Genomic DNA, 25,542 nt, shown 5'->3' with positions numbered 1-25,542 from the left:
GTGCGCCCAGCGACGCTGAGCGTCGGTTTGCCCGCGCCAGCCGCGTGGTACTTGCTGCGTGATGACTGCCGCCCCGACGCCCCGCCAATCCGAGGACACCCGCGCGGCCCAACGCGTCGTCGCGGCGTTGACCGAGGCGTTCTCCGCGAAGGTCGTCGGCCAGGAACACCTCCGGGAGACGCTGCTCATCGGCCTGCTGACCGGCGGGCACATCCTGCTGGAAAGCGTGCCGGGACTCGCGAAGACGCTCGCCGCGCGCGTGATCGCCGAGTCGATCGACGGGCAGTTCCGGCGTATCCAGTGCACTCCCGACCTGTTGCCCAGCGACATCATCGGCACCCAGATCTATGACGCGGCGACCACGTCGTTCGTCACGCAACTCGGCCCGGTGCACGCCAACGTCGTGCTGCTCGACGAGATCAACCGTTCGAGCGCGAAGACACAGAGCGCGATGCTCGAAGCGATGGAGGAACGCCAGACCACGATCGCGGGCACCGAGTACGCCATCCCCGAGCCGTTCCTCGTCATCGCCACCCAGAACCCCGTCGACCAGGAAGGCACCTACGCGCTGTCCGAAGCGCAGACCGACCGCTTCCTGCTGAAGGAAATCGTCCGCTACCCGTCTCCCGAGCAGGAGGTCGAGGTGATGTCACGCCTGGACGCCGGGCTCTTCGACAAGGAGCACCACAGCCAGCCGGTCGCCACCCTCGACGACATCCGCCGTCTGCAGACGGTCACGCGCGAGACCTACATGAGCCGGGACCTGATGCTCTACGCCAGCCGCCTGGTCGGCGTGACGCGCGATCCGGCCAACCACCTGCCCAGCCAGTTGGCAAGGCTGATCGAATACGGTGCCAGCCCCCGCGCCACGATCGCGCTGTGCACATCGGCGCGTGCCCTCGCCGTGCTTCACGGTCGCGACCATGTCATCCCCGGTGACATCGCCGATCTCGCGCACCGCGTGCTGGCCCACAGGCTGATCCTCGGCTTCGAGGCGGCCAGCGCCGGCGTCACGCCTGCCAGGGTGGTCGACGCCGTGCTGCAGGCGGTCCGGGTGCCCTAGTGGGCAAGCATCTCAACCGAGCCAGGGCGTACTTCGGCACCGACACCCGGGGCATGCTCGAGGGTGGGCGCCACGCGCTGTTGCACACGCGCACTCTGGAATTCGACGAGCTCAGGCCGTATGTTCCCGGCGATGACGTGCGCGACATCGATTGGAAGGCCTCTGCCAGGTCGGCCAGCGTGCTGATCAAACGCTTCGTCTCGGAGAAGCACCACAAGATCCTGCTGGTCGCCGATGCCGGGCGCAACATGGTGGGGCTCAGCCCCAGTCGAGAGCGTAAATGCGAAGTGGCGCAGCATGTTCTCGGCGCCATCGGCCTGATCACATTGGGCCGCTCCGATGAGATCGGCATGGTCTACGGCGACGCCCGCGGTAGCCTGCGGGTCCGCCAGAGCCGCGGCGAGAATCACATCGAGAGCATGCTGTCCAACTATCACACTCACGCCGGCCGACACGGACCCAGCGATGTCGTGGCCCAGTTGACCTATGTGGCAACACATTACCGGCACTCGATGCTCATCGTCGTGGTCTCCGACGAGCCCGAACCGGACAGCCGCCTCGACGACGCGCTGGCACGTCTGACCGGGCGGCACGATGTGCTGTGGACCATGGTGGCCGACATGCCTGCCGCGGGTGTATCAGGCGGCGGGTACGACGTCGCGACGGGCAGGCCGGTGCTCGGCCCCGCCGCGGTCGACCCCGGCGTGGTGGCCGCCTACCGGCGGTCCGAGGAGCGACGGGCCGAGGAGACGACCCGGATCATGGCATCACATGCCGTGCCGCACGTCGCGATATCGGGTTCCGGGGAGATCCGGCGTGCCGTGACAGATATGACGAGGGTGTGGTCGCGTGCCGGATGATCTTCTGGAGTTCGTCAGCGGCCCGCCGGGCTACTCGATGGTGTGGTTGTGGCTTGGGCTGGCACTGCTCGTGGCCGTCATCGGTTGGTGCGCCCTGGTTCTCGTCATGACGATGCCGTCGGAACGACTGCGCCGCATCCCCGGCGTCGATGACGTGCACGGCCGGCTGCTCAGACACCGGTACGCGAAGACGGTCAGATCGGTCACCGACCGCCACCGCGCCGGGGACCTGTCCGCCGAACGCGCCAGCGCCGAGCTGAGCTGCACGCTGCGGAGCTTTCTGCATCAGGCCACCGGAACGCGCGCTCAGTACATGCAGTTGAGTGCCATCGCGGCAAGCGAACTGGCCCCTGCGGCACCGATGCTCGAAGCGCTGGGCAGCGCACAGTTCGACAGGGGTTCGACGGCCGATGTGGGCGCGCTCGGCGACGAGACGGAAGCACTGATCCGCTCGTGGAGCTGACGTGGTGGCCGGTGGTCGCCGCCGGACTTGGCGCCATCGTCCTGGTGGTGGCGCTCGCGGTGCTCATACCGATCAAGGGCAGCCAGGCCGACCAGCTGCCGCTGGCCAACACTTCGCGGCTGACGCGACTGCCCGAATACCGGGCCGTGGTCCGCAGGCAGACCCGCGCCGGGGTGATCGCACTCACCCTGCTGATCCTGCTGTGCGCGGTGACGATACTGGCAGGCGCCCGGCCCTTCGAAATATCAACGGACGCAGAGGGTTCCGCTCCGCGCGAGGACATCATGCTGTGCGTTGGAACCCCGGTCGACGAGGATGCGACGGCCGATTTCCTGGGTTACTTCGCGCGTCAGGCGACCACCTATGGAACCGAGCGGATCGGGTTGACCTCGCTGAACCGGCGGCTGATCCCGTTGACACGGGATCATCAGTTCGCGGCGGGGCGGCTCGCCGACTTCGCCAGGGACGCGCCGACGGCACCCGACTTCACCGCTGCCGTGGACTACACCGACTACTCCCCGACTGTCGCCGATGCGCTGGCGCTGTGCCTGACCGGCTTTCCCGATTTCCAGACCACCGGCGACACCCGCCGGTCCCTGATCTACCTCGGCCCCGGCGCATTACGTCCCCCCGGCGACACCACGCCGTCGCTGTACACCGACGCCCAGACCACCGAGATGGCGCAGCGCGCCGGCGTGCAGATCAACGCGATCGCGACCGCTGGTCGCGACACCCAGGACCTCAGCGCGACGACCGCCTCGACCGGCGGCCAATTCTTTCGATTCGACCCCGCTCAGGCCGACAGCCAACTCGACGCGATCCGCGGCGCACCCCCCGCAGCGGACAGCGTCAGCGCCGATGCCAGAGAGGATGATCCGGCGACTGTCCTGATCGCCGCCTTGGCTTGTGCTGCGCTACTCGGGGTTTCGCTGCTGGCGGTCCGCCGATGATGTTCGACCCGGTGCTGCCCCCGCTCGTGCTGGCCGTCGCCGCGGCGGCGTTGATCATCCTGCGTCTGCTCGCGTTGCGCCTGGCCACCACAGCAGGCCGAAGCGCCGTGTGGCGGTGGAGCGTCACCACGGCGGCGACGGTGCTCGTGCTCCTTGCCGCGGCACGCCCCATGACCGGACCTTCGGCCGAATCCGCGCCGGCAACGGCGTCGCAGGGGGGCGCGAACGTCTACTTCGTGGTCGATCGATCCGCCGACTCGGCGATCACCGATTTCGGTGGTGCACCCCGGATGTCGGGAATCCGCGATGACATCGAGACGTTGATCGATGCCCACCCCGGGTCACGGTTCGCCGTCATCGCGTTCGCGGCGCGGCCCGCGATCGACTGGCCGCTGTCCGCCGATGCGTGGAGCCTGCAGCCCGTCGTCGAATCACTCAACCCGTATCCGGGTGTGGACGGCACACTCGTCAACGCCGGAGCGGCCGCCAACACCTTGCGTTACCAGCTGATCTCGGCCGCTCAGCAATTCCCGCAGGCCCCGAACCTCGTCTACTACCTGGGGTCGGGCGCTCCGGAGTCGACGGTGCCGCAGGGCGTTTTCGACACACCGGATGTCGACGGCGGGGCCGTCCTCGATTACGGGGCCGGCGCCGGGGAAAACACGCTACGCGGCATCGCCGACCAACTCGAGCTGCCCTACGTCGCGCGCGGGGCGGGCCAGGCCCTACCGCAGGCCGATGCACCTCAGAACGGTTCATCGGCTCCCGTCACTGTGTCGGCGTCGAACCGCACCGAGCTCTACTGGATCTTCGCACTACTGGCGGCGGTACTACTGCTCGGTGAGATCTACCTGACCACAAGGGATCTGCGCCGCGCCCGGGCTACCCGAAAAGAGCTGCTGCCATGACGCGCGCCCGCATCCGGTTGCGCCGACGGCTCCTGGCGTTGTCGGCGGTCCCGGCGATCGTCGTGACAACGCTGGCCGTGAAACTCATCTCTGTTGGCGTGGTGGGCGATTCAGCGCAGGAACACTACGCCGCAGGCGATGTCAGCGCTCTGCGCGACGATGTGTCGTTGCTGGAAATCTTCAATGTGGTCGAGCCCGCCACTGCGCAGTCCGCGGCGGGTGGGCTCGCGGTCCTCGAGGGTCGACTCGACGATGCGGACACACAGTTCTCGGCGGCATTGGCCAACACCCAAGCGGCGCAGCAATGTCCGATTCGCGTCAATCTGCAACTGGTCAGAGAGCGCCAGGGTGATATCGATGCGTGGGAGGCGCGGATCGACGAGGCACGCCAGAGGTACGAGAGCGCTCTCGCGACGATCACCGAAGCACCGCCGGACTGTTTCGCAGGCAATTCCGACCCCGACCCGCAGCGCCGGGCCGTGCGCAATGATGCCGAGGCGCGTGTCCGCGCCAAGATCGCCGGATTAGGGGCGGTGGTACCCCTCGCACCACCGCCCCCTCCGCCCCCGAGCGCACCGAATGTCTCTGTACCTCCGCCGGTTTCCGTCCCGGACGCGTCAACGCCCGACGAACGTCGCATCGACATCGGCGGTGATCCGTTGGACGCGCTCCGTCAGATCCTGCGCGACGCCGCGGGATGATCCCTAAGCGCGCGCCGACGTCGTCCAGTACTCGGCGATCTTGCCGCCCTCGATCCGCAGGAGGTCGCTGCCGGTGAACCGCGCGGGCCCGTTCTTGCCTGCGCCGGTCGCGATCCAGCGGGCGGCCATCATGTCGCCGTCGCTGATCGGTCCGACGTCGACGATGAACACCAGCTCCTTCAACATCATGCGGGTGCGGTCCACGGCGGACTGGAGTTCAGCCGGCCCACGGACGTCATATGTTGGCCAGTGCCCGACGAAATCGGGTGTCACCAGCTCCCCGGCGATTCGATAGCCGGCCCACAATTCGTTCAGCCACCGTTGGTAGAGCCGGTGGCCGATCATACGTCTGGGGCTATTGATGCGGGTGGGGCTCGCCATGCCTCTAGGACGGGTCATGACCTGCGGTTTAGTCATGGCAACGGGATTACCCAGAAATTGCTACAGCTACGCCGTTTACCATCGCTGCGCCAGTGTCACGCGTCCGCGTCGGGACTCCGCGTCTCGCCGTCAGAGTTTCCCCGCAGCCGGGACTGAAGCTGCTCGCGATCGCGGCGCCGGCGCGCGTCGATCGCCGCGAGACTCGCCGTTGCGCGCCGTCGCAGCGGACTGAACACCCAGATCCCCAGCGGCAACGCGATGACGATGGCGAACAGCAATGCCACCACGACCGGGAACTCCCGGATTCCGACCAGATGCCCGATGCCGAGAATCGCGGCCGTCACCACGACCACGAGCAGGATCCGCGCCACCGTGTACGCCAGCACATCGAGGTATGGGCGGGATCCGGGCCGGGGGTCGTCAGACACGGATCTGAGCCTACCGACGACGCGTATATTGACAGGAAGGAGGTTTTGAGTGGCGTATTTGCTCCTGATTCTCGTCTTGGCTGGATTGGCCTACGTCGGCTGGCGGGTGGTCCGAATGAACGCGGCGCGGCCGCGCAGACGGACGATCGGGCCTGACGACGATCCAGATTTCTTGCGACGAATCAACCCGCGCGACGATCAGCCGAGATCCTGACCGAGACGTGCCTGACTGAAGGCCCGACCGCTAACCGACCGGGTCGGACTGACGGCGTGCCCCTGGAAAGCCATCGGCCACCGCAGCGGCCAACTCCAGCAAGGACTCTCGCGTATCGGCGCGCAGTTGCTCCAGGCTGATCTCCGCGCCTTCCTCAAGGTGCGGGTCGTACGGCACCTGGCACACCGCGCGGCAGCGCCTCGCGAAATGGTCGGTCACTTTCACGAGATCGACCTTCGCAGAACCCTTTCGCGCGCTCTTCCCGGAACGCTTGCCCGCCCCGGGGCGCACCCCGTTGATGACGGCGATGGAGTTGCGCACCAGATCCTGGTGGCCGTGCGCTTCGAGCCAGTCCAGCGTCGCCGACGCACTGCGCGCCCCGTCCACCGAACCCGAGCTGATCACGACGAGCACGTCGGCCTTGTCGATCACCGCCGACATCGCCGAATGCAGCATGCCGGTTCCGCAGTCGGTGAGAACCACACTGTAGAAGCGTTCCAGCACCTCGACCGCGCGTGCGTAATCGTCGGCGGAGAACGCTTCCGAGACGGCCGGATCGGTCTCCGACGCGAGCACCTCCAGGCGGCTCGGGCCCTGCGACGTGTACTGGCGGACGTCGCTGTACGCGGAGATCCCCTCGGCGTCGCGCAGCAGGTGCCGCACCGTGGCCGCCGTCTCCAGCGGCACCTTCTGGCTCAGCGTCCCGCGGTCGGGGTTGGCGTCGACGGCGATGACCCGATCACCACGGGTGGCGGCGAACGTCGACCCCAATGTGGCGGTGATCGTCGTCTTGCCCACCCCGCCCTTCTGGGACAGCATCGCGATCCGGTAGCAACTGCGCAGCGGCCGCTGCACCTGGGCAACAAGGCTGTTGTGCCGGATCACCTGCGGGCTCTCCCCGAGGTTGATCAGCTTGCCCGAGCCCCAGTAGAGCCATTTGCGCCAACCGGTCGACGGGCCGCTCGGCGTCGTGCGCAGCAGGGCGACGGCCGACAGGTCGAGGTAGGGGGCGATCTCGGTGCCCGGTGGCGGCGTGACCGTCACGACGGGTGCGACGCCCTCGGGCGGGGTCGGTGCCGTCCATTCGGCGGGCACCGGCGCCATCGGATCGGAGAACCGAAGCTGGGCCCGAAAACTGCCCGGCACCTCAGTCAACAGTCGCCGCCATTTCTAGCCGACGCCTGCGTACGAGTGCAGGCCCACGGTCACCAGGTTGATGAAGAACAGGTTGAAGACCATCGCGATGAACCCAGCGACGTTGATCCACGCCGCCTTCTTGTCGCGCCACCCCGCGGTTGAGCGTGCGTGCAGATACGCCGCGTAGATCACCCACGCGATGAACGACACCGTCTCCTTGGGGTCCCAGCCCCAGTAGCGCCCCCACGCCTCCTCCGCCCAGATGGCACCGAAGATGACGCCGAACCCGAAGACGGGGAACGCGAAGATCGTTGTGCGATAGGCAATTCTGTCGAGCGTCTGGGCGTCGGGCAGCTTCGCCACGATGCGGCCGATCGCATCGCTTCGGCCGGCCTCGCCCAGCCGGGACATCTTGACCAGGAACAGGATGCTGGCCACGCCGGCCACCAGGAACACACCCGAGCCGAGGCTGACGACCGAGACGTGGATCGGCAGCCAGTACGACTGCAGCGCGGGCATCACCGGTGCGGCATGCGAGTACAGCCACTTGCCCGACACCGTCAGCAGGATCAGGACGGGCACGAGGACGAACACCCACAGTGACCGGTACTGGGGTTTGCGCAGCACCCAGGCGGCGGCCACCAGACCACAGAAGCTCGTCAGGTTGATGAACTCGTACATGTTGCCCCACGGCACCCGGCTCGTGGAGAGGCCGCGCAGGACGATGCACGCGAGCAGCAGCGCGATGCCGACGTAGGTGAGCGCCATGCCCGTGGACCCGATGCGCTCGTCGAACGTGCGCCGCGGGGTCTCGGCGACGACGCCGGGCGCGGCGCTGTCACCGGCGACCCGTCCCGCCCCGGCACCGGCATTGACGAGCTCGCGCTGCTCGACCTTGCGGCTGCGGCTGTTGGCCAACTCGACGGCGAACAGCAGCAGCGCAGCCACCAGAACCAGCACGGACGACGTGAACGCCCAGTCCGAGTAGCGGGCCAGCCCGATGTCGATGGTCGTGCTCATGAAAGTTCCGCTTTCTTCTCTGACTTCGCCGGCGCCGCCTGCTCGATCGCCGCCTGCTCGATCCCGGTGAGAAGCCGCGCCGTCAGCCGCTCGAACTCGTCACCCCACCCCGAGTTGTCGGTGCGGGCCAGGCCGCCGAGCTCGACGTTCACCGTACCCGCAGGCCCGGGCGACAGTCGCACCCAGACGCGGCGGCGACGCACGATCAGCGACACCAGCAGCCCGCCCATCATCGTCATCGCGAACACGAGCACCCAGATCTGGGCGGGGTCGTGGGAGACCTGCAGATTGACGAACGGGACGGCGCCGTCGAACCGGACGACGGTGCCGTCCTCGAGCCGGGTGTCCTCTCCTGCCTTGAGGTTGACGCGGGCCATCTTCGTCAGGCGACCCTGGCCGATCATGCGTTCGTCGAGGGAGAACACCGACTGAGGGCGGCCGGTGTCCAGACCGGTGTCCCCCTTGTAGATGTCGACGGCGACGGCCGGGTCCTGCATCTCCGGGAAACGCGACGACAACAGCGTGCCGTCGAGTTGGGCGGTCGGCGCGAACAGACCCTGGATCGCGATCTGGTTCTTGCGCCGCTCCGCTTCATCGGAGTACGTGCCGCCGGGCGGGTCGAAGCGTAGGGCGCCCGATGACAGGAACGTGATCTGGTCCTCGGGGCGCCACTGCAGCGTCTGGGTGCGGACCTGGCCGTCGGGGAAGGTCACGGTGAACGTGGGGGCGTAGCCGTGGCCCTGGAGGTAGACGCGGTCGCCGCCGACGCGCAGCGGCTCGTTGACCTTGAGCAGGTACGGCTGCCAGGTGCCTGCTCTCAGGTCCTCGCCGGCCTGGTAATCGATATTGGCCTGGAAACCGACCGCCTGCCCGTTCTCCAGATAGGTGGCCGTGAAGTCGTTGACCTTGATGCACATCGGATACAGCGAGGTTCCGTCGACGGTGTTGCCCGCGCGGAACGAGTCGAAGGCCGCCGGGGAGGCCGTGCAGAAACCCGGGCCGCCGTCGGCGATGACGATGACGTTGCCTTCGTAGCTGAACAGCTTCCCCGCGGCGATCGCGACGAGCAGACCGAGCAGCGAGAAGTGGAAGACGATGTTGCCGAACTCGCGCAGATAGCCCTTCTCGGCCGAAATCTCGGTCGTCTCACCGTCCTTGCGCGTGGTGCGTCGCCACCCACGCAGGCCGCCCTCGACGGCCGCCGCCATCGTGTCGACATCGCCGGCGGGCACCTCGGCGGCGTGGCGTTTGGGCAGCCGGCTCAGATTGCGCGGCGCGGCAACAGGTGTCGCGCGCAGGCTGCGGAAATGTTCGAACAGCCGCGGCGTGAGGCATCCGACCAGCGAGACGAACAGCAGCACATAGATCGAGGTGAACCAGAAGCTGGAGAACACGTCGAAGGCCTGGACGCGGTCCAGCCAGGGACCGAGGGTCGGGTGCTCGGCCAGGTATTCGGCGACCTTGGTCTCGTTGAGGCTGCGTTGGGGCAGCAGGGCACCCGGTATCGCGGCGAGTGCGAGCAGGAACAGCAGCACCAGCGCGGTGCCCATCGACGTCAGGGTGCGCCAGGTGTTGCGGAAGAGCGCGATGAGCTTCATCAGATGGGCAGCCTGACGTCGCTGACGAACGCATCGCGGACCCAGGAGACGAACTCGTTCCACAGCCCGGTCACCAGAGCGACACCGACGAGGATCATCAGGATTCCGCCGATGACCTGGATGGTGCGTGTATTGCGACGCAGCCAGCCCAGTCCCGCGACGGCGCGCGCAGATCCGAAAGCCAACAGCACGAACGGAATCCCGAGACCGAGACAGTAGGCGATGACGAGCACCACCCCGCGGGTGACGTTGCTGCCCTCGGTCGCCGATGCCACCGCGATGACGCCCGTCAGGGTCGGCCCGAGACACGGCGTCCACCCCAGCGCGAACACCGCACCCAGCAGCGGGGCGCCGCCGAGCGTGGACATCTGGCGCGGGGTGAACCGGGTGTCACGCTGGAGCACGGGGACCAGTCCGATGAACACCAGGCCCATCAGAATCGTGACGACGCCGCCGATGCGTTGCAGCAGAAGCTGATTGGTGATCAGTGCGGTCGTCATGCCGAGCACCGCGACGGTACCGAGCAGGAAAACCACAGTGAAGCCGGCCACGAACAGTGCCGCCGCACCCGCGACCCGCAACCGGGCGCCCTTAAGGGCCACAGCGGCCCCGCGGCGCTCGTCGACCCCGACGACGGCGGCGAGATACGAGAGATAGCCGGGCACCAGAGGCACGACGCACGGCGACGCGAACGACACCAGACCGGCCAGCGCCGCCAACCCCATCGCCAACAGCAATGGGCCGGTTGCGGTCAGCTGGTCGATCTGGTCGACGTTCACTGCTCGGCCGCCAACCGCTCGACCACCGGCTGGAGATCCTCGGCGAGCAACTCGCGCAGGAAGACCGCGGCCACCCGATGCTCCCGGTCGAGCACCACCGTCGACGGGATCACCGTCGTCGGGTAGCGCCCGCCGAAGGCGATCATCGTGCGCATCGGCGGGTCGTAGATCGACGGGAACGTGATGCCGCGGTCGACGATGAAGTCGCGTGGCGCGTCGATGTTGTTGTCCCGCACGTCGATTCCGAGGAACGCCACCCCCTGGTCGCGGGTGGCGTCGTAGACCTGCTGCAGCTGGCCGATCTCGGTGCGGCACGGCCCACACCACTGCCCCCACACGTTGATGACGACGACCTTGCCGCCGAAGTCATCCAGCGAGATGGTCTTGTCGGTGTCCATCAGGTCGGGCCCGGACAGCGGTCCCGGGATCCCCCGGTCGGCCGGCGGGTCGTAGAAGATGTCGGTCTGCCCGCCGGGCGCGACGAACTCGAACGTGCCGCCCTGCGCGACAGCGTCACTGCCGGTAGAACATCCGGCGACCACGGCCACGACCGCGCACGCTGCGACCAGCGTGCGCGCCAGGGCCACTACCCGAATCACTGCCCGGCCAACTCCGAATATCCCCAGCCGACGCAGGTTTCGTCGTGGAAGTAGAACGACGTCACCGATGCGAGGTTGCACATGCGCCGCGTCGGAAAGTGGTGCAGCTGCTTGTCGGTCATGGCGCGGCGCAGCGTCTCGACCGGAAGCTGGTGGCTGACGCAGATCGCCTCGTGGCCGTCGGCAGCTTCACGCGCCCGGAACACCGCCCTTTTCATCCGGGCCGCGATCTGCGAGTACGGCTCGCCCCACGACGGCGTGCGCGGGTTCCGCAGATGCCACCAGTTGCGAGGGTCGCGCAGTGCGCCGTCGCCGGGTGAAACCCTCTGTCCCTGAAAGACATTCTCCGACTCGATCAGCTCGGCGTCGGTGTTGACCGCCACACCCTTGTGGGCGGCGATCGGGGCGGCGGTCTCCTGTGCGCGCTCCAGCGGCGAAGCCACCACGTAGGTGATGTCACGCGACGCGAGCCAGTCCGCGACGGCCTTGGCCTGCGCCTGACCCCGCTCGGAGAGGTGATAGTCGGGAAGCCGGCCGTACAGGATCTTCTCCGGGTTGTGCACCTCGCCGTGGCGCATCACATGGACGATCGTGCTGGTCATGCGGTGGCCTGCGCCGCAGCTTTCGCCGCACCCGGCAGGGCGGTGGCGATCCTGTCAAACGCGTCGTCGTCGAGAGCTGTTGAGACGAACCAGGTTTCATAGGCGCTCGGCGGCGGGTAGACCCCCGCGTCGAGCAGGCCATGAAAGAAGGCCGGGAATCGCCACGTCTCGGTGGCCTTCGCCGACGCGAAGTCGGTGACCGGTTCGGTGCCGAAGAAAACGCTGAACATGTTGCCTGCCCGCGGAATCTGGTGCGCGACACAGGCTTCGGTCAACGCATCGCCGATCAGCCCAACCAGTCGGCCGGCGTTGGCATCCAGCTTCGCGTACGCCGAGTCGTCGGCGGCCCGTAGCGTCGCCAACCCCGCGGCCATCGCGACCGGGTTCCCCGACAGCGTGCCCGCCTGATACACCGGCCCCAGCGGCGCCAGCCGGCCCATCACCTCGGCGGTACCGCCGAATGCCGCGGCGGGCAGGCCGCCGCTCATGACCTTGCCGAACGTGAACAGGTCCGCGTCGACCGGGTCGACGCCGTACCAGCCGGCGCGGCTGACACGGAAGCCCGTCATCACCTCGTCGACGATCAAAAGAGCGCCGTGGGCGGAGGTGATCCGGCGCAGCTCGGCGTTGAAGCCGGGCAGCGGCGGCACCGTGCCCATGTTGCCGGGGCTGGCCTCGGTGATGACGCAGGCGATCGCGTCGCCGAACTGCGCGAAGACCTCTTCGACGGCGGCGACGTTGTTGTACGGCAGCACGATCGTGTCGGCCGCGGCAGCACCCGTCACACCGGGCGAGGACGGCAGGCCGAGCGTCGCGACCCCGGACCCGGCGTCGGCGAGCAGCGCGTCGCTGTGGCCGTGGTAGCAGCCGGAGAACTTGACGATCTTGGGGCGCCCGGTGAACCCGCGGGCCAGCCGGATCGCGCTCATCGTCGCCTCGGTGCCGGAGTTGACCAGCCGGACCCGCTCGACGGGCGCGACGCGGTCGATGATCTCGCGCGCCAGCTCCGACTCCGACGGGGTCGGGGCGCCGAACGACAGGCCGTCGGCCGCGACCCGCTGCACCGCTTCGACGACAGCCGGATGCGCGTGGCCGAGGATCATCGGCCCCCACGAGCACACCAGGTCGACGTAGCGGTTGCCGTCGGCGTCGGTGAGCCAGTAGCCCTTGGCCGACGTGATGAACCGGGGCGTACCGCCGACGGAGTTGAAGGCGCGCACCGGAGAGTTGACCCCGCCGGGGATGACGGAGGACGCGTCGGCGAACAGCTTCGCGGACAGGTCGGTACTGCTCATGCGACCAGTGTCCCAGCCGGGTCAAAAGCGTCAACTACAGGGTGTAGGAGGCGGATGGCCACGCCGAGGCGCCTGACCACGAAACCCGACTTTTGCAGCCCGCTTCTCGCACTTCGTCTGCAGAAGTCGGATCTCGACGTCGGATCTACCGCGGTAAAGAGCGCGGGGTGACCTGTGCGCGGATCGGGCCGTGCGCGACCGTCGTGAACGGCACGTCCACCGCGAACTCCGCGTCCAGCGACCGCACCTCTAAACTGCGGACGACCGTCGCCAGCGCCAGCGCCGTCTCCAGCCGGGCGAAGTGCTCACCGATGCACGACCGCGCCCCGCCCGCGAACGGCAGGAAATGCCAGCGATCCCGCGCGGCGGTGTTCTCCGGGCTGAACCGGTCCGGGTCGAAACGGTCCGGGTCCGGCCAGATGTCGGGGTCGCGGTGCAGCGCATAGATCCCGACGGCGACCAGCGTGCCCGCCTCGACGCGGTACCCGGCGACGTCGATGTCGCGGACAGCCAGCCGTCCGACACCTGCCGCGGGCGGGCACAGCCGCAGCGCCTCGTGCAGCACCTGGATCGTGTAGCCCAGCTTCGGGATGTCAGCCGGCTCCAGCTCCCGGTCACCGATCGCTGCCACCTCGTCGGCGACGCGACGCTGCACGTCCGGGTGGTGACCGAGGATCCACAGCGCATACGTCAGCGCCGTCGCCGTCGTGTCGTGTCCGGCCAGCATGAAGATGAGCAGGTCGTTGCAGATGTCGTCGTCGGACAGCGCGAGACCCGTCTCGGGATCCTTGGCGTCCATCAGCGCACGCACCAGCGGCGCGTCCCGTTCCGGGTCGTCGCGGCACGCCTGAAGCATGTCCGCGGTGACCTTGCGCATCGCGGCGACGGCGGCTGCGGCCCGTCTGCGCGCCGGTGTCGGCAACCAGCGCGGCGCCCTGATCGGGCGCAACGCCCGGTCGGCGGTGTAGCCGGACGCCACGTGCATGTGTTCGGCGATGACGTCGGCGCTGTCGTTGAGGTCGACCCCGAGAACGGATCGGCCCAGCGACTGCATCGTGATGCGGCGGCATTCGAGGTCGAGATCGACATCCCCGCCCGAGGGCCAGGCATCGACGAACCTCTGCGCCGCCTTCGACATGTGGCCGCCGAACAACCGGACGTTCTGCCGGGTGAACACCGGCTGCAACGCGCGCTTGCGGGGACGCCACGGCTCGTTGGGCAGAACGAACAGGCTGTCGCCCGCCGTGTCCCGCACCTCTTCGTGGACGATGCACCGCTCCGAAAAGGAGTCGTTACGACCGAGCACGTCGCGGACGCCCTCGGGCGAGAACACCGCCACGAACGGCGGGAACAGCCACTTCGGAGCAACCTGAACGCGCGTGATCGGGCCGCCGGCAGCCCGGACGGACAGCTGCCCGGTGTCGAGCTTGCGGACCAGCTGCAACAGCCGCCGGTAGGGCAGTGGGTTCTTGGGCGCCAAGCTCAGGGCGCCGACGTCGGAGTCAGTCCCGGCGACCACTGTGGTCACTCCACGTCAGCACGGCGCCTTCACCACGGGTCATCACGGTCCCGGGCATCACGCGCAGGCGGTACGGCGCCAGTCTCAGAACGGCGAACTCGTCAGAGGCGGGTCCGTCTTTCCACATCGGGATGATCGACGGGTCATAGCCGACGGGCTCCGGGCCCGTGGCGAACTTGTCCCAGACCGCGGCGCACGTGTCGTCGTCGGTGTACCACTCGACCAGGCATTCGGCGGAGCAGGTGTCATGGGTGGTCGTCCAGTAGCTCACCGACACGTCCGGATGCACGGCGAGATGGTCGCGCTTGAGTGGCGTCGGCACCGTGGCGATCCAGCCGAAAAGGTCGGTACCGTCCCACTCCCAGATCGGGTGCAGGATGCGGGTGCGGGGCCTGCCGTCGCCGTCGACAGTCGCGACCGACGCCCAGACGATGGAGTGCGCCATGTCGACGAAGGCGGCCGCGGTGCGATGCAGCTGATCAGGCACTGACACAGGTTCTAGATTAAGCAAACGCAGCCCGCGGCGGGGCGTGCAATTACTCCTCGAGCTTCTTCTTGAACTCCTCGGTGTTGCGGTACTCGATGTTTCCCTCGTCCGCCGAGGTTTCGATCTTGCCCTTGTCCTCGTCGTCGACCCACTCGGTGACTGCGGTTCCCGAGACTGTGCCACTGCTGCCGGGCAGCGTGCTGGTCTGCAGATGATCGTCGTCGTAGGCCTCGGCGATCTTCTTCGCCGCTTCCTTGTGTTCCTCTGTGACCTCGGGTTTCTCGGTGAGGTTCGCTTCGTCGGGGTCGGGTGTCTCGGTGACGTGTTCGAGCTCGACGTCGGGTTTGTCTCCGGACGGACGTTGCTGAGTCTGTTCATTCGTAGCCATGGCTAGCGGGCTGCCCGAAAGTGTGACCTGCGAAACACGACGTCATGCGGGGACGGTTCGCACACTCATCGGAAGACTGGGCAGAAAATGCCGCCGCGCGAACGCGCGGATGTCGTCGGCCGTCTCCAGCGGTTGCGCGCTCGGCAGCAGCAGCACCATCGCTGCGTAGCGCAGGATGCAGTCGGCGAGGTCGTCGACCGCCTCGGCGCCGATGCGTTCGGCAAATCCCGGCGGGAAGATCACCCGAAGCGCCTCGGCCATCCGCTCGATCGCGGCGCGGTGATAGAGCGCCGCGAGCTGCAGCACGAGACCTGGCTCCTCGACAATCATCTGGTGCAGCACCCGGTGCCTGCGGAACTTCAGTATCGACAGCGTGAAGGCTTCGACGTACATATTCGACTGCGGCCCAGCCTGTTTCAGCTCGGTTGCGATGTCGGCGAACAGCGCGACGTTCTCCCTCTCGATCACCGCGCCGACGAGCTCGTCCTTGTTGGCGAAGCGCCGGTAGATCGTGGTGCGGCTGACACCGGCGCGACGGGCGACGTCCTCGAGCGCGACCCGGCGGAAGCCGTGCCGCTCGAACTCGACGACGGCGGCGTCGAGGATGTGAGTGGTCGCCGCGTCAGCCCCTGGCATAGCCCTTGACGGCGTAACCGCTGTAACGCACGTTCATCGGAAGACGGTCCCACACCCAGTTCACCGGCCGCGTGCGCCAGAACGCGGCGAACCGCTGATAGCGGCGTTCCTGCTTGTCACTCCAGGGCAGGCCCAGCAGCTGGCGTGCCCTCGGCGGCAGGCCTCCGGTGGTCAGGAACGCCGCGGCCGGGTTGAAGACGGGGGCGACGAGCTTCCAGACGAGTGGGTGGACGGCCTTGGGCTTCGGGAAGCCCTTCGTCACATAGCCGACGCCGTACTTGGCCGACGGGTGCGCGACGACGACCTGCTCCATCATCCGGTCCCAGTACTCGACGAACTCGGCGTACGTCGCCGGCATGACGCGGTCGCTGACGCCGTAGCGGCGGTACCACGTCTTCGACTCGAGCCAGATCTGCTCGCGCTCTTCGTCGGTCAGGCGCTTCACGAACGTGTCGGCGAAGTAGTAGATCTGCTCGACGAACGTCGCGTGCGCCCAGAAGTACGTCTCCGGATCGAGAGCGTGGTAGCGGCCCGCCTCTCCTCCCTGGGTGTCCGGCATCACGCCCTTGACGTGATGGTGGAAGTCGCGGACCTGGAGTCCCGCGTTGTCCTCGTCGGACCCGTACACGGTGTTGAAGATCGGCGGGATCGTGCGGCGCAGGCGCTCGGCGGTGTCGGCGAAGAACGTCGAGTGGTCGTACACGCCCTGGCCGAGTTCGGCGAGCATGTTCTGCAGCACCGCCGGCCGCGGGCCGATCAGGTACATGCGGTTGTCGCCGAACCACCGCCACACCAGGGACTGCGGCCCTAGGGGCAGGGCGTCATCCAAATGCTCGGGCTGCTGCGCCAACTCGGTCATACGCAACAGTGTTACAGATTCCGAACTTTGTACCAACGTGGTTGTGGCGAGGCCCACAGACATTTCGCGAGAGCGCCACGGCGGTAGTCACGCGGCGCACAGGACTACCGCGTTGGCGGTTTCGCGACGCCGCGGCGCAGGCGCGCGATCCCGACGACGGCGAACACCCCCGCGACGGTCGCCAGCAGCAGCGACAGCGTCAGCATCGGCGCGTAGTAGACCTGCGACATCGTCGACGGCTCACCGTCGACCACAGGCTCGACGACGACGTCGGCGCTGGCGTTGACCCAAGCAAGGACACAGCCGAGCGCCGCGACGGCTGCGACGACGAGTTCGATGACCGCGCGCCGAGAGGTCACGACGCTGGCTCCGGCGGGATGCGCTCCTCGACCAGGTTGGTCAGCGCCTCACGCAACTGGTGGTGCTTGCGCGCCCAGGCCTGCGCCGTCCGGTCGTTGGTGAGGCGCACCCCGATACCCGTACGACCGCGCGGAACGCCGGTGAGCTCACCGAGCGCGCGAGCGTACTGCCACTTCGGCGTCTCCGACCCGCTCGCCTCCGGATAGATCCGGACGATCTCGTCGATCCGGGTGACCTCGGTGCCCTGGCGCAGCCTCTCGGTCGTCAGCTCCACCGACGTGTGAATGCGGGCCGCCTTCACCTGGATCGCCAGGAAGCCCGAGACCAACACGAAGAACAGTGCCGGCACCACCCACTGGATGCCGTAGCCGGCGGAGAGCTGGATCAGCGCCATCGCGATGCCGGCACCTGGTCCCGCCAGCACCCACAGCCAGCTCGCGCCCTGTTCGCGGAACAGCACCTCGGCCGTCTCGGCGGGGTTCGCGGACCCTGCGGCCGGCTCTGTCACGCCTTCTCCTCCTGGAACCACAGTCGCGCCGACGGCTGGACGAACAGCACGGTGCCGATGAGGACGGGGAGCAGACCGAGCAGGATCAGCGGCTGGGCGACACCGACGCCGAGCGCCAGCATGCCGATGACCACCACCATCGCGAACGCCAGCGCGAGGGTGGCCAACCGGAAACGAGGGTCACCACCGCGGGCGCGGCCTGCGAGAAAGGCGAGCGCACCCGCCACGACCACCGAGCCGATACCGCTGTACCGGTAGATGGTGAGGTAGCTGCGCACCTGGTCATCGGACACGGTGTCCGGGATGGCACCCCTGGCCGCCTCATAGGTGGCGGTGGCGGCCATCAAGCCGCCGACGATGATGATCACCGCACCGCCGATGAAGCACCAGAACGCGAGATCGACGATGCGTGGCCTGCTCGGCGGCGTCGGTGCGGTCATGATCGGGCCAGCGTAACGAATCAGCGGGCGAAGAATTCGTGGGAGTCCTTGCGGTGCAGCAGGTACGTCCCGCCGCCGGCCAGCACCGAACCGACGATCACCAGCGCGGCGAAAACGACGGCGAGCGTGTCGGGCCGCTCCACGTTGAACAAACTCGACACCGAATAGACGACGACCGCGATCGCGCCGCCGGTCAGCAGCGTGCGGGCCCACCGATACCCCTGCCGCATCAGGAACATGAACGTCAGCACCACCGCGGACACGATGACGACGAAGATCAGCGCGATGGCCAGCACGAAGGCGTTGGGATGCTTCTGCACTGTGACCAGGTCGAGCACGTAGGCCGCGGACATCAACGGCAGCGAGAGGACCCACAGCCAGAATCCCGTGTCGACGTCCTCGGGTCTCTTCGGTTTGTCCGGTGGTTGACTCGGGCCCGTCACGACAGCCAGCGCGCCGCGTCGGCGGCCCAGTAGGTGAGCACGATGTCGGCGCCTGCGCGCCGGATCCCGGTCAGCGTTTCGAGTGCCACCGTGCGCAGGTCGATCCAGCCGTTGGCCGCCGCGGCCGTGATCATCGAGTACTCCCCCGACACCTGGTACGCGGCAACGGGAACCGGTGAGATGTCGGCGGCTGCCCGCACCACGTCGAGGTAGGACATCGCGGGCTTGACCATCACCATGTCGGCGCCTTCGTCGATGTCGAGCTCGACCTCGTGCAGCGCTTCGCGGGAGTTGCCCGAATCCTGTTGGTAGGTACGGCGATCGCCCTGCAGGCTGGAGGCCACCGCCTCCCGGAACGGACCGTAGAAGCCGGAGGCGAACTTCGCGGCGTAGGCCAGGATCGCCGTGTCGGCGTGCCCGGCAGCGTCAAGCCCGTCGCGGATCGCGGCCACCTGACCGTCCATCATGCCGCTCGGACCCACCACGTGTGCACCGGAATGCGCTTGCGCCACAGCAAGTTCGACGTAGCGACGATTGGTCTGGTCATTGTCCACGCGACCCGCCGCGTCGATCACACCGCAGTGGCCGTGGTCGGTGAACTCGTCGAGGCACGTGTCGGCCATCAGCACGGTGTCGTCGCCGAGGTCCTCAGCGAGATCGCGCAACGCGACGTTGAGGATCCCGTCCGGGTCGACACCCACGCTGCCGGTGGCGTCCTTGTCCTCGTCCCTGGGCACCCCGAAGAGCATCAACCCGCCGACGCCCGCGGCGACCGCGTCGGCGGCGGCGCGGCGCAACGAGTCCCGGGTGTGCTGATAGACGCCCGGCATGGAGGCGATGTCGCGGGGCGCGTCGATACCGTCGGCGACGAACATCGGCAGAACGAGATGCCTTGGCTCCAAAGAAGTCTGGGCGACAAGCCGGCGCATCGCCGGAGTGGTCCGCAGCCTTCTGGGGCGGTGTCGGGGGAACCCCACTTTTGGCAGCTCCTCGGCTAGCGGCGGCGGCTCTTCTTCCGCGGCGGCGGCAACGCCCCTTCGGCGCGGAGCCTCGCGGCGTGCTCGGCCAGCGCCTCGACAAGCGGACCGACCGCGGCGACCTCGGGCTGCACATCGACGCGCAGGCCGAATTCGGCTGCGGTCTCGGCAGTCTTGGGGCCGATGCAGGCGACGATCGTACGGGCGTGCGGCTTGCCCGCAATGCCGACCAGGTTGCGCACCGTCGAGCTCGAGGTGAAGCACACGGCGTCGAAACCACCGGTCTTGATCATCTCGCGGGTGTGCGCCGGCGGCGGAGCAGCACGCACGGTGCGGTACGCGGTGACATCCTCGATCTCCCAACCGAGTTCGCGCAGACCTTCGGCCAGCGTCTCGGTCGCGATGTCGGCACGCGGCAACAGCACGCGGTTCACCGGATCGAAAATGTCGTCGTACGGCGGGAACTCGTCGAGCAGGCCCAGTGAGCTCTGCTCACCGGTCGGCACCAACTCGGGGTTGATCCCGAAGGCGCGCACCTTCTCCGCGGTGGCCTGACCGACACACGCGATCTTCACCCCGGAGAACGCGCGGGCGTCGAGCCCGAACTCGTTGAACTTCTCCCACACCGCACGCACGGCGTTGGTGGACGTGAACACCACCCACTGGAACCGGCCGTCCACCAAACCCTTGACGGCCCTTTCCATCTGGGCCGGGCTGCGGGGCGGCTCGACCGCGATGGTCGGCACCTCGATGGGCAGCGCGCCGTGGCCGACGAGGCGATCACTCATCTCGCCCGCCTGGTCCTTGGTGCGAGGCACCAGCACCGTCCACCCGTACAGGGCGCGGCTCTCCCACCAGTTCAGCTTGGCCCGGTTGGCGACGGTGCGGCCGATGGTCACGACGAGCGTGCCCGTCAGCGGTCCTGCCGGTTCGGCGCCCGCCAGCGTCGCCTTGTCGAGCAGCCCGGCGAGCGTCGTCTCGACCGAACGCTGTTGGCATGTGGTGCCGTTGGCGGTCACCACGGCAGGCGTGGAGTCGGCGAGGCCGTACTCGATCAGCGTGCGGGCCGCGTCCGGCAGGCGCGACGCCGTCGCGTGCAGGATCAGTGGTCCCGGTGCCGCGGCCAGCGCGGCCCAGTCGACGTCGCCGCGGATGTCGGCCACGGTGTGCGCCGAGCCCAGCGGCAGCCCCGCGTAGGTCGGCACCGCCGACGTGTCCGGCAGGCCGGGCACGATCTCGAACGTCAGCTGCGTCTTGGCCAGCGCGTTGACCTCGGTGATCACCGAGTCGACCGACAGCGGGTCACCGGCGACCAACCGCACGACGTCGACGCCGGTGCGCGCCTCGGTGGCCAGCGTCTTGGCGACCTCGGCCGGATCACCGAGGGCGGGCCGCACATCGGGGCCGCCAGGGATGACGGCGTCCTCGGCAGGTGCGACCGCGTCGGCCGGCTTGTCGGCCTGATCGTCCTGTCTGGCCGCTGCGTCGGCCGGCTTGGGCGCCGCGTCGGCAGCCGGCTTCGAAGCCGCTCCGGCAGCGACCGGTGGCAGGGGTCCCGACGGCGGCGGCAACTCACAGCCCACCAGGGCGAGCACCGCTTCAGGCACGTCGGGATCGGTGAACACCAGGGCGGCGTTGGCAAGCACCGTGCGGGCACGCGCCGTCAGCAGACCCGGGTCACCGGGCCCGGAGCCGACGAACGTGATGCGGCCGGGCTTGCCCTTGCGTCCTCGCAAGCTCATATGTCTCTCCCGCGTTCGTCCAACAGATCGCGCGCCCCCAGCTCGAATAGCTCCTCGGCCACGGAGAGCCCTAGCTCTCGTGCCCGATCGGGTGTCCCGATGCCGGACGCACGGATCACATCGGATCCGTCCAGCGTCGCCACGCAGCCGCGCAGCGACAGCTCTTCGAAGACTCGGCCGTCCTCATCGATCGACTCGACCACCTCTGCGATCGCGCCCACCGGTGCGGAGCAACCCGCCTCCAGTTCGGCCAGCAAGGTTCGCTCTGCGGTGACCGACGCCCGGGTGTCGGCGTCATCGAGTGTCGCCAACAGTTCCGCAAGCGCCGTATCACCGGCACGGCACTCGACTGCCAAAGCCCCCTGCGCCGGCGCCGGCAACATCTGTACCGGTTCCAGCGTCTCGGTGACTGCGTCGAGGCGACCGATGCGGGCCAATCCCGCCCGGGCGACGACGACGGCGTCGAGATCACCGCTGCTTACCCTGTTCAACCTGGTATCTAGGTTGCCTCGTAGGGGGCGGATTTCCAAACCGAGACCCAGTGCTTTAAGCTGTGCCGCCCGCCGCGGCGACGAGGTGCCGATGACCGAACCCGCCGGCAACTCTCCGAGCACCAATCCGTCACGGGCCACCAAGGCGTCGCGAGCGTCCGCGCGCACCGGTATCGCAGCGATCACGAAGCGCGGGTCCACCGCTGTCGGCAAATCTTTGTACGAGTGCACCGCCATGTCGACGGAGCGGTCTGCGATGGCCTCGCGCAGCGCCGCGGTGAACACTCCGACACCGATCTCGGCGATCGGAGCGTCCGATCGGTCCCCCTCGGTGGACACGATGAGCAACTCGGCGTCGTGGCCGGCTGCGGTCAACGCGTCGCGGATCACGCCCGCCTGGGTGGTGGCAAGCAGGCTTCCCCTGGTGCCGATACGAATCACGTGGTGACTTTCCGCAGACCGAGCGTTACTCGGTCTTGTCGAGATCGATTGTGAGAGAACTGATTTCATTGCCTGGAAGGGGTCCGAGCTCACCCGCGGCAACCGCGTCGACGGCGTGCTGGTCGAGTTCGAACAGCTCGCGCAGCGCTTCGGCGTAGCTGTCGCCGCCCGGTGCGCTCGCCAACTGCTTGACGCGCACCGTCGGCGCGTGCAGCAGCTTGTCGACGACCCGGCGCACCGTGTTGGCGACCTCGTCACGGTGCGTGGCCTCCAGACCCGGCAAACGGTTGTCGAGACGCAGCAGCTCCGCTTCGACGACGTCGGCGGCGCGCTGACGCAGCGCCGTGACGGTCGGGGTGACCTCCGCCATCCGCTGTCCGGCCAGGTAGTTGGCGACTTCCGCGGCGACGATCGTGCGCGCGGCGTCGGCGTCCGACGTCGCCGCCTTCGCCGACGGCTCGCGCAGGATGCGGTCCATGTCGACGACGAAGACGCCGGGCAGGCCGGCGACCGCCGGGTCGACGTCGCGGGGCATGCCGAGATCGCAGATCACCAGCTGCTTGGGCTCGCGGACCGAGGCCAGGCCGCGGTGCACGTCGGCCAGCGACACGACGGGACGGACGGCTCCGGTGCAGGTGACGACGATGTCTGCGTCGGTGAGCAGCGGCGGCAGATGGTCGAACGGGAACGCTTCGGCCGCGACGCCGTGGCCGCGGATGTTCTCCGCGAGCCGCTTGGCGCGGGGCAGGCTGCGGTTGACGACGTGAATGCGTTCCACACCGGCGCGCATCAGCTGCTTGGCGGCCAGCGCACCCATGGATCCGGCACCGACGACCACCGCGCTGCGGCCCGCCAGCGAGCCCACCTTCTTCTCGGCGGTGGCCAGCGCGACCGACACCACAGACGCGCCAGCGCCGTCGATGCCGGTCTCCGAGTGGACCCGTTTGCCGACGGCCAGGGCGCGCTGCGAAAGCTCATGCAGCGTGCGGCCGACGGTGTGGTTGGACTCCGCGGAGGCGTAGGCCCGCCGGACCTGGCCCAGCACCTGCTGCTCCCCGACGACGGCCGAATCCAGCCCGCTGGCGACGGCGAAGAGGTGCTCGACGGCGGCCTCGGCGTAGCGGACGTAGGCGTATTTGGTCAGATCCTGCAGCGACATGCCGGAATGCTCCGAGAGCACCTGCCCGATGACCGACAGGCCGCCGTGGAATGCCTCGACGACGGCGTAGATCTCCACGCGGTTGCAGGTGGACAGGACCATGGCCTCGGTGACCAGCGAGGACTGGAGCACCTCGGCGATGATCTTGGCCTGGTCGGATTCGTCCGTGCTCAGTTGCTCCAACACGGATACCGGCGCACTGCGGTGCGAAACGCCAAAAAGCAGGACGCTCATGGCTTCCTCACCACGGTCAGCACAGGTTCAAGGTAGTCGTTTACCAGCTGGTCTACCAAATTTGCTCTCAATGTGGGCACGGGCGTCCTCAGACGGCGAGGTCGGCCCGCAGCCGGGCTTCGTCGACTTCCCAATAACTGTGCTCGGCCCCGTCGAGAAGCACAACGGGAAGCCGATCGCCGTACTCGGCCCGCAGCGCGTTCCGGCCCGCCGCGGCGGCGGCATCCACATCCGTGACAGCCAGCTCGAACCCCAGCTCGCCCGCCAGCTGCGCAAGCTGCGCTCCCGCGGCCGCGCACATCGAACAGCCCTCACGTGTCAGCAGCTCCACCCGTCGGTCCACCCCGCCAGTATCGCGCCGTGGTGACCTAATGTTGTAGCCGTGTCCGACACCGGGGGAGCTGCGTTCGGTCCCGAGACCGGGGCGCAGGAATTGGCCGGCGAAGCCAGCGCCGAAGCCGCGTCCGAGGGCCTCTCCGGTTCCGACGGCCCGCTGGGTGAGCTGGACGGTCCGCCGCCACCTCCGCCCGATCTGACGGCGGCCGCGTTCTTCGACGTCGACAACACGTTGGTGCACGGGTCATCCCTGGTGCATTTCGCCCGCGGCCTGGCCGCCCGGGACTACTTCACCTATCAGGACCTGGCCCGGTTCGCCTTCGCCCAGGCCAAGTTCCAGCTGACCGGGCGGGAGAACAGCGACGACGTCGCCGCCGGAAGGCGCAAGGCGCTGTCCTTCATCGAGGGCCGGTCGACGGCTGAGCTGGTCGAGCTCGGCGAGGACATCTACGACGAGATCATCGCCGACAAGATCTGGCCGGGCACCCGGGCGCTGGCCCAGATGCACCTCGACGCGGGCCAGCAGGTGTGGCTGGTCACCGCGACGCCGTACGAGCTGGCCGACACGATCGCGCGGCGGCTGGGCCTGACAGGCGCACTCGGCACCGTCGCGGAATCGATCGACGGGGTGTTCACCGGCAGGCTGGTCGGCGACATCCTGCACGGCTCCGGAAAAGCGCATGCGGTGCGCTCCCTGGCCATCCGCGAGGGCCTCAACCTGCGCCGCTGCACCGCATATTCGGACAGCTTCAACGATGTGCCGATGCTGTCGCTGGTCGGCACCGCTGTGGCCATCAACCCGGACGCCGACCTGCGCGACCTGGCCAGGGAGCGGGGTTGGGAGATCCGGGACTTCCGGACCGCGCGCAAGGCGGCACGCATCGGGGTGCCGTCGGCGCTCGCGCTGGGCGCCATCGGAGGGGCCCTGGCAGCGGCCGTGTCACGCAGAGACAAGTAGGCTCGCGCCCCATGGGTATCGCTGAAGAGATCATCGGAACTCACTACCGGTATCCCGACTACTTCCAGGTCGACCGGGAGAAGATCCGCGAATTCGCACGGGCGGTCAAGGACGACCACCCCGCGCACTACGACGAGGAAGCTGCGCGGGAGTGCGGTCAGGAGGCGCTGATCGCGTCACTGACCTTCATGGCTGTGGCCGGCCGCCGCGTGCAGCAGGAGATCTTCAACCAGTTCGACCTCCCGATCAATATGGAGCGGGTCCTGCACCGCGACCAGAAGCTGGTGTTCCACCGGCCGATCGTGGCGGGCGACAAGCTCTGGTTCGATTCGTACCTCGATTCCGTGACCGAGTCGCACGGCGCGGTGCTGACCGAGGTCCGCGGCGAGGTCACCGACGACAACGGTGAACCGGTGATCACCAGCATCGTCACCGTCATGGGCGAGGCCGCTCATGACGACGAGGCCGACGAGCTCACCGCGCAGATCGCTGCGAAGCGCGACGCGGCCATGAAGCAGATGCTTGCTCGGCAAACCGCGAAGACCGACTAACTGCGTAAGCCCTGC

Annotated in this window: 31 protein-coding genes; 8 read left to right on the top strand and 23 right to left on the bottom strand. The window is 68.1% G+C overall.

Annotation, left to right across the window (positions count from 1 at the left end; all coding sequences use genetic code 11):
* The first annotated feature begins 61 nt into the window (after nt 1-61).
* From P9A17_RS02925 to P9A17_RS02900, 6 genes are read left to right on the top strand one after another with little or no spacing between them, the layout of a single operon-like run.
* On the top strand, nt 62-1,063 hold the full coding sequence (locus P9A17_RS02925; protein ID WP_278037112.1) for an AAA family ATPase: 1,002 nt from the start codon (nt 62-64) through the stop codon (nt 1,061-1,063).
* Nucleotides 1,063-1,923, top strand: coding sequence for a DUF58 domain-containing protein (locus P9A17_RS02920; RefSeq protein WP_278037111.1), 861 nt, complete (start codon nt 1,063-1,065; stop codon nt 1,921-1,923). The genes P9A17_RS02925 and P9A17_RS02920 overlap by 1 nt, the downstream gene beginning before the upstream one ends.
* Nucleotides 1,913-2,386, top strand: coding sequence for a hypothetical protein (locus tag P9A17_RS02915; RefSeq protein WP_278037110.1), 474 nt, complete (start codon nt 1,913-1,915; stop codon nt 2,384-2,386). Before P9A17_RS02920 ends, P9A17_RS02915 begins: the two co-directional genes overlap by 11 nt.
* Complete coding sequence (locus tag P9A17_RS02910) at nt 2,377-3,336, top strand: hypothetical protein (RefSeq protein WP_278037109.1); 960 nt, start codon at nt 2,377-2,379, stop codon at nt 3,334-3,336. Before P9A17_RS02915 ends, P9A17_RS02910 begins: the two co-directional genes overlap by 10 nt.
* Nucleotides 3,333-4,244, top strand: a complete 912-nt coding sequence (locus P9A17_RS02905) for a VWA domain-containing protein (protein ID WP_278037108.1) — start codon at nt 3,333-3,335, stop codon at nt 4,242-4,244. Before P9A17_RS02910 ends, P9A17_RS02905 begins: the two co-directional genes overlap by 4 nt.
* Nucleotides 4,241-4,945, top strand: a complete 705-nt coding sequence (locus P9A17_RS02900) for a hypothetical protein (RefSeq protein WP_278037107.1) — start codon at nt 4,241-4,243, stop codon at nt 4,943-4,945. Before P9A17_RS02905 ends, P9A17_RS02900 begins: the two co-directional genes overlap by 4 nt.
* Before the next feature lie 3 nt (nt 4,946-4,948).
* On the opposite strand, the gene P9A17_RS02895 is transcribed toward P9A17_RS02900, so the two are convergent.
* From P9A17_RS02895 to P9A17_RS02785, 23 genes are all read right to left on the bottom strand, one after another.
* Entirely contained in the window at nt 4,949-5,290 is a 342-nt protein-coding gene (locus P9A17_RS02895; RefSeq protein ID WP_278037106.1) for a nuclear transport factor 2 family protein, read from the bottom strand.
* A 131-nt stretch (nt 5,291-5,421) separates the two neighbouring features.
* Nucleotides 5,422-5,754, bottom strand: coding sequence for a DUF4229 domain-containing protein (locus tag P9A17_RS02890; RefSeq protein ID WP_278037105.1), 333 nt, complete (start codon nt 5,752-5,754; stop codon nt 5,422-5,424).
* 244 nt (nt 5,755-5,998) lie between these two features.
* Entirely contained in the window at nt 5,999-7,072 is a 1,074-nt protein-coding gene (locus tag P9A17_RS02885; RefSeq protein WP_278038581.1) for a MinD/ParA family protein, read from the bottom strand.
* A gap of 66 nt (nt 7,073-7,138) precedes the next feature.
* Complete coding sequence (gene ccsB, locus P9A17_RS02880; RefSeq protein WP_278037104.1) at nt 7,139-8,125, bottom strand: c-type cytochrome biogenesis protein CcsB; 987 nt, start codon at nt 8,123-8,125, stop codon at nt 7,139-7,141.
* A complete protein-coding gene (locus P9A17_RS02875) occupies nt 8,122-9,723 on the bottom strand; it encodes a cytochrome c biogenesis protein ResB (protein WP_278037103.1) in 1,602 nt (533 codons plus the stop codon). Before P9A17_RS02875 ends, ccsB begins: the two co-directional genes overlap by 4 nt.
* Entirely contained in the window at nt 9,723-10,448 is a 726-nt protein-coding gene (locus P9A17_RS02870; RefSeq protein WP_278038580.1) for a cytochrome c biogenesis CcdA family protein, read from the bottom strand. The genes P9A17_RS02875 and P9A17_RS02870 overlap by 1 nt, the downstream gene beginning before the upstream one ends.
* A gap of 50 nt (nt 10,449-10,498) precedes the next feature.
* Nucleotides 10,499-11,101: a TlpA disulfide reductase family protein gene (locus P9A17_RS02865; protein WP_278037102.1), complete on the bottom strand. Its 603-nt coding sequence runs from the start codon at nt 11,099-11,101 to the stop codon at nt 10,499-10,501.
* Nucleotides 11,098-11,703, bottom strand: coding sequence for a histidine phosphatase family protein (locus P9A17_RS02860; RefSeq protein ID WP_278037101.1), 606 nt, complete (start codon nt 11,701-11,703; stop codon nt 11,098-11,100). The genes P9A17_RS02865 and P9A17_RS02860 overlap by 4 nt, the downstream gene beginning before the upstream one ends.
* Nucleotides 11,700-12,998 carry a glutamate-1-semialdehyde 2,1-aminomutase gene (hemL, locus tag P9A17_RS02855; RefSeq protein ID WP_278037100.1) on the bottom strand — a complete coding sequence of 433 codons (1,299 nt, stop codon included), beginning with the start codon at nt 12,996-12,998 and terminating at the stop codon, nt 11,700-11,702. The genes P9A17_RS02860 and hemL overlap by 4 nt, the downstream gene beginning before the upstream one ends.
* A gap of 145 nt (nt 12,999-13,143) precedes the next feature.
* Nucleotides 13,144-14,517 carry a cytochrome P450 gene (locus P9A17_RS02850; RefSeq protein WP_278038579.1) on the bottom strand — a complete coding sequence of 458 codons (1,374 nt, stop codon included), beginning with the start codon at nt 14,515-14,517 and terminating at the stop codon, nt 13,144-13,146.
* A complete protein-coding gene (locus P9A17_RS02845; RefSeq protein ID WP_278038578.1) occupies nt 14,501-14,962 on the bottom strand; it encodes a pyridoxamine 5'-phosphate oxidase family protein in 462 nt (153 codons plus the stop codon). Before P9A17_RS02845 ends, P9A17_RS02850 begins: the two co-directional genes overlap by 17 nt.
* A 91-nt stretch (nt 14,963-15,053) precedes the next feature.
* Nucleotides 15,054-15,392, bottom strand: a complete 339-nt coding sequence (locus P9A17_RS02840) for a hypothetical protein (RefSeq protein ID WP_278037099.1) — start codon at nt 15,390-15,392, stop codon at nt 15,054-15,056.
* Nucleotides 15,393-15,434: 42 nt separating this feature from the next.
* Entirely contained in the window at nt 15,435-16,028 is a 594-nt protein-coding gene (locus P9A17_RS02835) for a TetR/AcrR family transcriptional regulator (protein ID WP_278037098.1), read from the bottom strand.
* Nucleotides 16,015-16,887, bottom strand: a complete 873-nt coding sequence (locus tag P9A17_RS02830; RefSeq protein WP_278037097.1) for an oxygenase MpaB family protein — start codon at nt 16,885-16,887, stop codon at nt 16,015-16,017. Before P9A17_RS02830 ends, P9A17_RS02835 begins: the two co-directional genes overlap by 14 nt.
* Before the next feature lie 104 nt (nt 16,888-16,991).
* Complete coding sequence (locus P9A17_RS02825) at nt 16,992-17,246, bottom strand: hypothetical protein (RefSeq protein WP_278037096.1); 255 nt, start codon at nt 17,244-17,246, stop codon at nt 16,992-16,994.
* Entirely contained in the window at nt 17,243-17,755 is a 513-nt protein-coding gene (locus P9A17_RS02820; protein ID WP_278037095.1) for a DUF3093 domain-containing protein, read from the bottom strand. The genes P9A17_RS02825 and P9A17_RS02820 overlap by 4 nt, the downstream gene beginning before the upstream one ends.
* The gene (locus tag P9A17_RS02815) at nt 17,752-18,195 is read right to left on the bottom strand and encodes a hypothetical protein (RefSeq protein WP_278037094.1); all 444 of its coding nucleotides are present in this window, start codon (nt 18,193-18,195) and stop codon (nt 17,752-17,754) included. The genes P9A17_RS02820 and P9A17_RS02815 overlap by 4 nt, the downstream gene beginning before the upstream one ends.
* Nucleotides 18,196-18,215: 20 nt before the next feature.
* On the bottom strand, nt 18,216-18,638 hold the full coding sequence (locus P9A17_RS02810) for a hypothetical protein (protein ID WP_278037093.1): 423 nt from the start codon (nt 18,636-18,638) through the stop codon (nt 18,216-18,218).
* The gene (gene hemB, locus P9A17_RS02805; RefSeq protein WP_278037092.1) at nt 18,635-19,615 is read right to left on the bottom strand and encodes a porphobilinogen synthase; all 981 of its coding nucleotides are present in this window, start codon (nt 19,613-19,615) and stop codon (nt 18,635-18,637) included. The genes P9A17_RS02810 and hemB overlap by 4 nt, the downstream gene beginning before the upstream one ends.
* A 17-nt stretch (nt 19,616-19,632) precedes the next feature.
* On the bottom strand, nt 19,633-21,357 hold the full coding sequence (locus tag P9A17_RS02800) for a bifunctional uroporphyrinogen-III C-methyltransferase/uroporphyrinogen-III synthase (RefSeq protein ID WP_278037091.1): 1,725 nt from the start codon (nt 21,355-21,357) through the stop codon (nt 19,633-19,635).
* Nucleotides 21,354-22,289 carry a hydroxymethylbilane synthase gene (gene hemC, locus P9A17_RS02795; protein WP_278037090.1) on the bottom strand — a complete coding sequence of 312 codons (936 nt, stop codon included), beginning with the start codon at nt 22,287-22,289 and terminating at the stop codon, nt 21,354-21,356. The genes P9A17_RS02800 and hemC overlap by 4 nt, the downstream gene beginning before the upstream one ends.
* A gap of 25 nt (nt 22,290-22,314) precedes the next feature.
* Nucleotides 22,315-23,682 carry a glutamyl-tRNA reductase gene (locus P9A17_RS02790; RefSeq protein WP_278037089.1) on the bottom strand — a complete coding sequence of 456 codons (1,368 nt, stop codon included), beginning with the start codon at nt 23,680-23,682 and terminating at the stop codon, nt 22,315-22,317.
* Nucleotides 23,683-23,770: 88 nt separating this feature from the next.
* Entirely contained in the window at nt 23,771-24,025 is a 255-nt protein-coding gene (locus tag P9A17_RS02785) for a glutaredoxin family protein (RefSeq protein ID WP_278037088.1), read from the bottom strand.
* 39 nt (nt 24,026-24,064) lie between these two features.
* Here P9A17_RS02785 and P9A17_RS02780 point away from each other — a divergent pair, with 39 nt between their 5' ends.
* Nucleotides 24,065-24,976 (top strand): HAD-IB family hydrolase, encoded by a 912-nt coding sequence (locus P9A17_RS02780; protein ID WP_278037087.1) that lies wholly within the window; start codon nt 24,065-24,067, stop codon nt 24,974-24,976.
* Nucleotides 24,977-24,987: 11 nt separating this feature from the next.
* Entirely contained in the window at nt 24,988-25,527 is a 540-nt protein-coding gene (locus P9A17_RS02775; RefSeq protein ID WP_278037086.1) for a MaoC family dehydratase N-terminal domain-containing protein, read from the top strand.
* The last annotated feature ends 15 nt before the right edge of the window (nt 25,528-25,542 follow it).

The sequence above is a fragment of the Mycobacterium sp. 236(2023) genome (assembly GCF_029623955.1).
Classification (GTDB): domain Bacteria; phylum Actinomycetota; class Actinomycetes; order Mycobacteriales; family Mycobacteriaceae; genus Mycobacterium.
Note: the sequence above shows the minus strand (reverse complement) of the source record. Positions and strands in the feature narration are given on the sequence as shown.